The sequence below is a fragment of the Streptomyces sp. E2N166 genome (genome assembly GCF_003671715.1).
Lineage (GTDB): Bacteria > Actinomycetota > Actinomycetes > Streptomycetales > Streptomycetaceae > Streptomyces > Streptomyces thinghirensis.
The window spans coordinates 824378-831496 of the sequence record NZ_RAIF01000012.1 but is presented as its reverse complement, the minus strand read 5'-3'; the positions used below and the strand labels follow the sequence as shown (position 1 = coordinate 831496).

Genomic DNA, 7119 nt, shown 5'->3' with positions numbered 1-7119 from the left:
CCCTCGACGCGGCCGAGCACCCCGGCGACCCCGCCGCCCCCGAGCCCGACGGACCGCCGCCGCCCACCCGTACGGAGACCGGCGGGCCCTCCTCCGACCTGTTCCGGCAGTACCTGCGGGAGATCGGCCGGATTCCGCTGCTCACCGCGGCCGAGGAGGTCGACCTCGCCCGGCGCGTGGAGGCCGGGCTGTTCGCCGAGGAGAAGCTGCGGCTCGCCGTCGACCTGGACAGCCGGCTCGCCCTGGACCTCGACCGGCTCGTCGTCCTGGGCCGCCTGGCCAAGCGGCGCCTGATCGAGGCGAATCTGCGGCTCGTGGTGTCGGTGGCGAAGCGGTACGTCGGGCGCGGGCTGACCATGCTGGACCTGGTCCAGGAGGGGAACCTGGGGCTGATCCGGGCCGTGGAGAAGTTCGACTACGCCCGCGGCTACAAGTTCTCCACCTACGCCACCTGGTGGATCCGCCAGGCCATGTCCCGGGCGCTGGCCGACCAGGCCCGCACCATCCGCGTCCCCGTCCACGTCGTGGAACTCATCAACCGGGTCGTCCGCGTCCAGCGGCGCATGCTCCAGGAACGCGGCTACGAACCGACCCCGCAGGAGGTCGCCGCCCACCTGGACCTGGCCCCCGAGCGGGTGGGCGAGGTGCTGCGCCTCGCCCAGGAGCCGGTCTCCCTGCACGCCCCGGTCGGCGAGGAGGACGACGTCGCCCTCGGCGACCTGATAGAGGACGGCGACGCCGCCAGCCCCGTCGAGTCGGCCGCGTTCCTGCTGCTGCGCGAGCACCTGGACGCGGTGCTCTCCACCCTCGGAGAGCGCGAGCGCAAGGTCGTCCAGCTCCGCTACGGCCTCGTCGACGGCCGCCCCCGCACGCTGGAGGAGATAGGCCGCATCTTCGGCGTGACCCGTGAGCGGATCCGCCAGATCGAGTCCAAGACCCTCAACAAACTCCGCGACCACACCTTCGCGGACCAGCTGAGGGGCTATCTGGACTGAGCGGCCCGCGTGGACAGGCCCCTGCCCCCCCTTGCTTCCCCTACTCCACCTCCGCCACGGCCTGCGCGAACTGGGCCTGGTACAGCCGCGCGTAGGCCCCGTCGGCCGCCAGCAGCTCGGCGTGCGCGCCCTGCTCGACGATGGACCCGTTCTCCATCACGAGGATCGTGTCCGCGTCCCGGATCGTCGACAGCCGGTGCGCGATCACGAACGACGTCCGCCCGTGCGCCAGCTTGGCCATCGCCTTCTGGATGAGCACCTCGGTACGGGTGTCCACGGACGACGTGGCCTCGTCGAGGACCAGGATCACCGGATCGGACAGGAACGCCCGCGCGATGGTGATGAGCTGCTTCTCACCGGCGCTCACCCCCGTGCCCTCGTCTTCGATCACCGTGTCGTAGCCGTCGGGCAGCGTCCGTACGAACCGGTCGGCGTGCGCGGCCCGCGCCGCCTCCTCGATCTCCCCGCGCGTCACCTTCCGCGCCGCGCCGTACGCGATGTTCTCCGCGATGGTGCCGCCGAACAGCCAGGTGTCCTGGAGGACCATGCCGATGCCGGCCCGCAGCTCGTCCCTGGACATCTTCGCCACGTCCACGCCGTCGAGGGTGATCCGCCCGCCGGAGACCTCGTAGAACCGCATCAGCAGATTGACGAGGGTGGTCTTCCCGGCGCCCGTGGGTCCGACGATGGCGACCGTGTGGCCCGGCTCCACCTTCAGCGACAGGTCCTCGATCAGCGGCTTCTCCGGGTCGTACCGGAAGGACACGTGCTCCAGCTCGACCCGCCCGCGCAGGTCCTCGGGCCGGGCGCCCGGGATCGGGTCCGCCGACTGCTCCCCGGCGTCCAGCAGCTCGAAGATCCGCTCCGCCGACGCGACACCCGACTGCACCAGGTTCGCCATCGACGCGACCTGCGTCAGCGGCATAGAGAACTGCCGGGAGTACTGGATGAAGGCCTGCACGTCACCGATGGACAGGGAGCCCGAGGCCACCCGCAGGCCGCCCACCACCGCGACGAGCACGTAGTTCAGGTTGGACACGAACATCATCAGCGGCTGCATGATCCCGCTGTTGAACTGCGCCTTGAACCCGGCCTCGTACAGCGCGTCGTTCTCCTCGGCGAAGAGCTTCGCCGACTCCTCCTGGCGCCCGAACACCTTCACGAGGGCGTGTCCGGTGTACATCTCCTCGATGTGCGCGTTCAGCCGTCCCGTCGAGCGCCACTGCTGCACGAACTGCGGCTGCGACCGCTTGCCCACACGCGTGGCCACCACGTACGACAGCGGCACCGTCACCAGCGCGACCAGCGCGAGAATCCAGGAGACGTAGAACATCATCGCCAGCACGCCGATGATGGTCAGCAGCGAGTTGATCAGCTGGCCCATGGACTGCTGCAGCGTCTGCTGGATGTTGTCGATGTCGTTCGTCGCCCGGCTCAGCACCTCGCCGCGCTGCCGCTTGTCGAAGTACGACAGCGGCAGCCGCGACAGCTTCGTCTGCACGTCCTCCCGCATCCGGAACATGGTGCGGTTGACCGCGCGGTTCACCAGCCGTGTGGCCACCGCCATCAGCAGCCCCGCGACGGCGAACACCGCCAGCGCGATCAGCAGCACCTCACCCACGGCACCGAAGTCGATGCCCTGGCCCGGGGTGAAGTCCGTGCTGCGGAGCATGTCGGCGACGTCGCCGTCGCCGCGCTCGCGCATGGAGTCCAGGACCTGTTCCTTCGTGGCCCCGGACGGCATGTCCCGCCCGACGATGCCCGCGAAGACCAGGTCGGTGGCCCTGCCGAGGATCTTCGGCCCGATCACGCTGAGGCCGACGCTGACGACCAGGCACGCCAGCAGCGTGCAGAGGACCACCCGCTCCGGCCGGAACCGGGCGACGAGCCGTTTGCCCGACCCCTTGAAGTCCATCGAACGCTGGTCGGGACCGCCCCCGGCCATCATGCGACCCGCAGGCCCGGCCATCAGGCAGCCTCCGCTTCCGTCAGCTGGGAGAGCACGATCTCCCGGTAGGTCTCGTTGTCCGCCATCAGCTCCTGGTGCCGGCCCACGCCGACCACCCGCCCCTCGTCCAGCACGATGATCCGGTCCGCGTCCCGGATGGTCGCCACCCGCTGCGCCACGATCACCACGGTCGCCTCGGCCGTCTCCCGGCCCAGCTCGGCGCGGAGCGCGGCGTCGGTGGCGTAGTCGAGGGCGGAGAAGGAGTCGTCGAAGAGGTAGATCTCCGGGCGCTGGACCAGCGTCCGGGCGATGGCGAGACGCTGCCGCTGACCACCCGACACGTTCGTGCCGCCCTGCGAGACCGGCGCGTCGATCCCGCCCTCCAGCCGCTCCACGAACTCCCTGGCCTGCGCCACCCCCAGCGCGTGCCACAGCTCCTCGTCGGTGGCGTCCGGATTGCCGTAGCGCAGATTGGTGGCGACCGTGCCCGCGAAGAGATACGGCTTCTGCGGCACCAGCCCCACGATCCTCGCCAGCACCTTCGGATCGACGGTCCGTACGTCCACCCCGTCGACCAGCACCTCGCCGTCCGTGGCGTCGAACAGCCGGGGGACCAGCCCGAGCAGCGTGGACTTGCCGCTGCCGGTGGAGCCGATGACGGCGGTCGTCTCGCCCGGCCGGGCCACCAGGTCGATGTGCCGGAGCACCGGCTCCTCGGCACCGGGGTAGCGGAAACCGGCCCCCCGGAGCTCCAGATGCCCGTGCCGGCGCAGCTCGGTGACCGGCGCCACCGGCGGCACCACACTGCTCTCGGTCCCCAGGACCTCCTGGATGCGCTCGGCGCACACCTCCGCGCGCGGCACCATCATGAACATGAAGGTGGCCATCATCACGGACATGACGATCTGCATGAGGTAGGCGAGGAACGCGGTCAGATCGCCGATCTGCATCTCGCCGCTCTCGATCCGGTGGGCGCCGAACCAGACCACCGCGACCGACGACACGTTCACCACCGTCATGACCACGGGGAACATCAGCGCGAGCAGGTTGCCGGAACCCAGCGCCACCTCGGTCAGATCCGCGTTGGCCTTCCGGAAGCGCCGTTGCTCGTACTCGTCCCGCACGAAGGCGCGGATGACCCGGTTGCCGGTGATCTGCTCGCGCAGTACCCGGTTCACCGTGTCCAGCCGCTCCTGCATGGCCCGGAACAGCGGGCGCAGCCGCCGCACGATCAGGGTCACGCAGATCGCCAGCACCGGCACCACCGCGACGAGCACCCCGGACAGCGGCACGTCCAGGCCGAGCGCCATCACGATGCCGCCGACGCACATGATGGGCGCCGACACCATCAGCGTGAACGTCATCAGAGCCAGCATCTGGACCTGCTGCACGTCGTTCGTCGTCCGGGTGATCAGAGAGGGAGCGCCGAAGCCGCCGACCTCGCGCGCCGAGAAGGACTGCACCCGGTCGAAGACCGCGCCCCGCACGTCCCGGCCGACCGCGGCCGCGGTCCGCGCGCCGTAGTAGACGGCACCGATGTTGCACACGACCTGGGCCAGCGAGATGCCGATCATCAGGGCGCCGTGGCTCAGGATGTAACCGGAGTCCCCCTTCACGACACCTTCGTCGATGATGTCCGCGTTCAGCGTCGGCAGGTAGAGGGAGGCGCAGGTCTGCAGGAACTGCAGCCCCACCAGCAGGGCGATGGGTTTTCGATAGGGCCTGAGACAGGTCCGCAGGAGTCGTATGAGCACGCTGGGTCTCTCGGAGTCGGTGACAGGGACGGTTGGTTGCCCCTGGCCCCTATCGTCGAACACTCCACCCGCGTTACCTCAACCGATTAACCCAACAGCGCGCTACTTCCGGCCTTACGGGCGGCGCGGGGACCGCTCCTCACGTGCGCAGCGCGCCCGGATGCGTCTGCTCCCGCACCGACACGAACTGCTGGCGCACCGCTTGCCCCACCGCCAGCTCCTCGCCCGGCTCCAGCACCTGCGCGACCGCGCCCTGCCAGACGGGGGGAGTGCGGGGGTCCAGCGTGCCCTGGGACACGCCCAGCGCCCAGGCCGCCTGCCGGGCCGAGCCGATCGCGGCGTAGTCCGCCGGCTGCGGTACGACGACCCGCGTCCCGAACAGGGCGGGCGCCGCCGCCTGCACGGCCGGCAGCTCGGCCGCCGCGCCCAGCAGGAAGACCCGCCGCACGTCCACGCCCCGGCCGCGCAGCACGTCCAGGGCGTCGGCGAGACCGCACAGCATGCCCTCGAAAGCGGCCCGCGCCAGATGCTCGGGCTTCATCGACTCGCGCCGCAGGCCGGCGAGCGTGCCGGCGGTGTGCGGCAGGTTCGGTGTGCGCTCGCCCTCCAGGTAGGGCAGCAGCACCAGCCCGTGCGAGCCCGGCGTCGACTTCATCGCCAGCTCGGACAGGCTCTCCAGGTCCGGCACGCCGAGCAGCTCGGCGGCGCCCCGCAGGGTCCGTACGGCGTTCAGGGTGGTGACGACGGGCAGGTGCATGCCGGTGGCGTCCGCCAGGGCGGTGATCATGCCGGACTGGTCGACGAGCGGCTCGGTGTGCACGGCCATGACGGACCCGGAGGCGCCCAGCGACACCACCGCGTCGCCCAGTCCGATCCCCAGCCCGAAGGCGGCGGCCTGCGTCTCGCCGGTCCCGGCGGAGATCAGCAGGCCCTCCGGCGTCGTGCCGGCCGCGTCGGCCGGGCCGATCACCTCCGGCAGCATCACCTGGTGTCCGAGCGCCATCTCGACCAGATCGGGCCGGTAGCCGTTGCTCGCCGCCGACCAGTAACCGGTTCCGGACGCTCCGCCCCGGTCGGTGGTCCTCCGGACCGGCCGCCCGAGCAGCTGCCACACCAGCCAGTCGTGGGCCTGGAGCAGCACGGCGGTCCGGGCGGCCGCCTCGGGTTCGGTCCGGGCCAGCCAGCGCAGCTTGGTCACCGGCTGCGCGGCCTGCGGCACCGAGCCCACGGCGTGCGCCCACGCCTCACGCCCGCCGAGCGCGTCGATCAGGTCGGCCGCGGCCACCTGGGAGCGCTTGTCGCCGCCCACCATGGCCGGGCGCACGGTGTTGCCCTGTGAGTCCAGCGGCACGACCGAGTTCGCCTGCGCGGACACGCCGATGGCCTGCACGCCCTCCAGCAGGCCGCCGCCGGCGGCCTCTCCGAGGGACAGCAGCCAGGCCTGCGGATCGACGTCCGATGGACGGCCCCCGCCTTCGGGGCTCTCCACCGGATGCGGCGCGTAGCCCTGCCGCAGCACGGCGCCCGTGTCCGAATCGCAGACGACGATACGAGTGAAATCGGGCGAACTGTCCAACCCGGCGACTATCCCCATGCCCAAAATTCTGCCGCACCGCGAGCGGTGTCCGTACCCGGTGGGGGCACGAGACCCGGCGGAAGCACCCGTCTCAGGTGTTGCTGGTGCCCCAGTCGTCCGCTCCGCTGCCGTTGGTGTTGCGTTCGCGCAGGGAGCGGACCCGCTGGGCCACCGAGTCGGGCATCCGGTCCCCGACCTTGTCGCTCACCGCGGTGTACGCCTTGTCGGCGAAGTGCCTGCCCTGCTGGGCCGCCGACTCGGCGGTGTTGCGCACGGCGGGGTTCTGCGCGACCTGACGGGCGGACTTCCGCAACTGCTCGTACCGCTCCCGACCGGCCTTCGTGCCCAGCACGTATCCCACCGCGAGTCCGACGACGAATGTGAGCCGGTAACGCATGGCGGCCACCCTTCCCTTGCCCTAGGTCCCCGGTGCCGGGGAGTACCGATTGGCGGAGCACCCCCCTGCTTGCGCTAATGTATGTGTCGCAGCGAGCGCGTGCCCCCTGGCGAATACCCAGGAGGAGGCGTTCGATGCGACGAGTCAATCCTCGGTAGCTCAATTGGCAGAGCAGCCGGCTGTTAACCGGCAGGTTACTGGTTCGAGTCCAGTCCGAGGAGCTCGGTCCTCCGTAGCTCAATTGGCAGAGCAGCCGGCTGTTAACCGGCAGGTTACTGGTTCGAGTCCAGTCGGGGGAGCACGGTGAACGAGGACCCCGCAGGGGGTCCTTTTTCATGTCCGGGAACCGCGCGGCACGCTGCGGAGTCCTCAAGGTCATGAAGGCGTCGCGGTAGCCGACCATCCGAGGCAGGAGATCGTATGAGCGGCTATGCTGCGGCAGACGGCGC

General features: G+C 70.6%; 5 protein-coding genes and 2 tRNA genes. 3 read left to right on the top strand and 4 right to left on the bottom strand.

Going from position 1 to position 7119, the window contains the following annotated elements; all coding sequences use genetic code 11:
• On the top strand, nt 1–995 hold a 995-nt coding region (locus EBH09_RS11540; protein ID WP_153182646.1), incomplete at its 5' end, for an RNA polymerase sigma factor.
• A gap of 40 nt (nt 996–1035) precedes the next feature.
• Here the strand turns inward: EBH09_RS11540 and EBH09_RS11535 are convergent.
• From EBH09_RS11535 to EBH09_RS11520, 4 genes are all read right to left on the bottom strand, one after another.
• Nucleotides 1036–2964, bottom strand: coding sequence for an ABC transporter ATP-binding protein (locus EBH09_RS11535; RefSeq protein WP_121746897.1), 1929 nt, complete (start codon nt 2962–2964; stop codon nt 1036–1038).
• The gene (locus EBH09_RS11530; protein ID WP_121746896.1) at nt 2964–4697 is read right to left on the bottom strand and encodes an ABC transporter ATP-binding protein; all 1734 of its coding nucleotides are present in this window, start codon (nt 4695–4697) and stop codon (nt 2964–2966) included. Before EBH09_RS11530 ends, EBH09_RS11535 begins: the two co-directional genes overlap by 1 nt.
• A gap of 139 nt (nt 4698–4836) precedes the next feature.
• Nucleotides 4837–6291, bottom strand: a complete 1455-nt coding sequence (locus EBH09_RS11525; RefSeq protein WP_121746895.1) for an FGGY family carbohydrate kinase — start codon at nt 6289–6291, stop codon at nt 4837–4839.
• A 73-nt stretch (nt 6292–6364) separates the two neighbouring features.
• Complete coding sequence (locus tag EBH09_RS11520; protein WP_121746894.1) at nt 6365–6670, bottom strand: YtxH domain-containing protein; 306 nt, start codon at nt 6668–6670, stop codon at nt 6365–6367.
• A 148-nt stretch (nt 6671–6818) separates the two neighbouring features.
• Between EBH09_RS11520 and EBH09_RS11515 the strand changes: the two genes are divergently transcribed.
• Together EBH09_RS11515 and EBH09_RS11510 are read left to right on the top strand one after the other, a co-directional pair.
• Nucleotides 6819–6891 (top strand) — tRNA-Asn (locus tag EBH09_RS11515).
• Nucleotides 6892–6896: 5 nt separating this feature from the next.
• Nucleotides 6897–6969: transfer RNA gene (locus EBH09_RS11510), tRNA-Asn, on the top strand.
• Nucleotides 6970–7119: the final 150 nt, after the last annotated feature.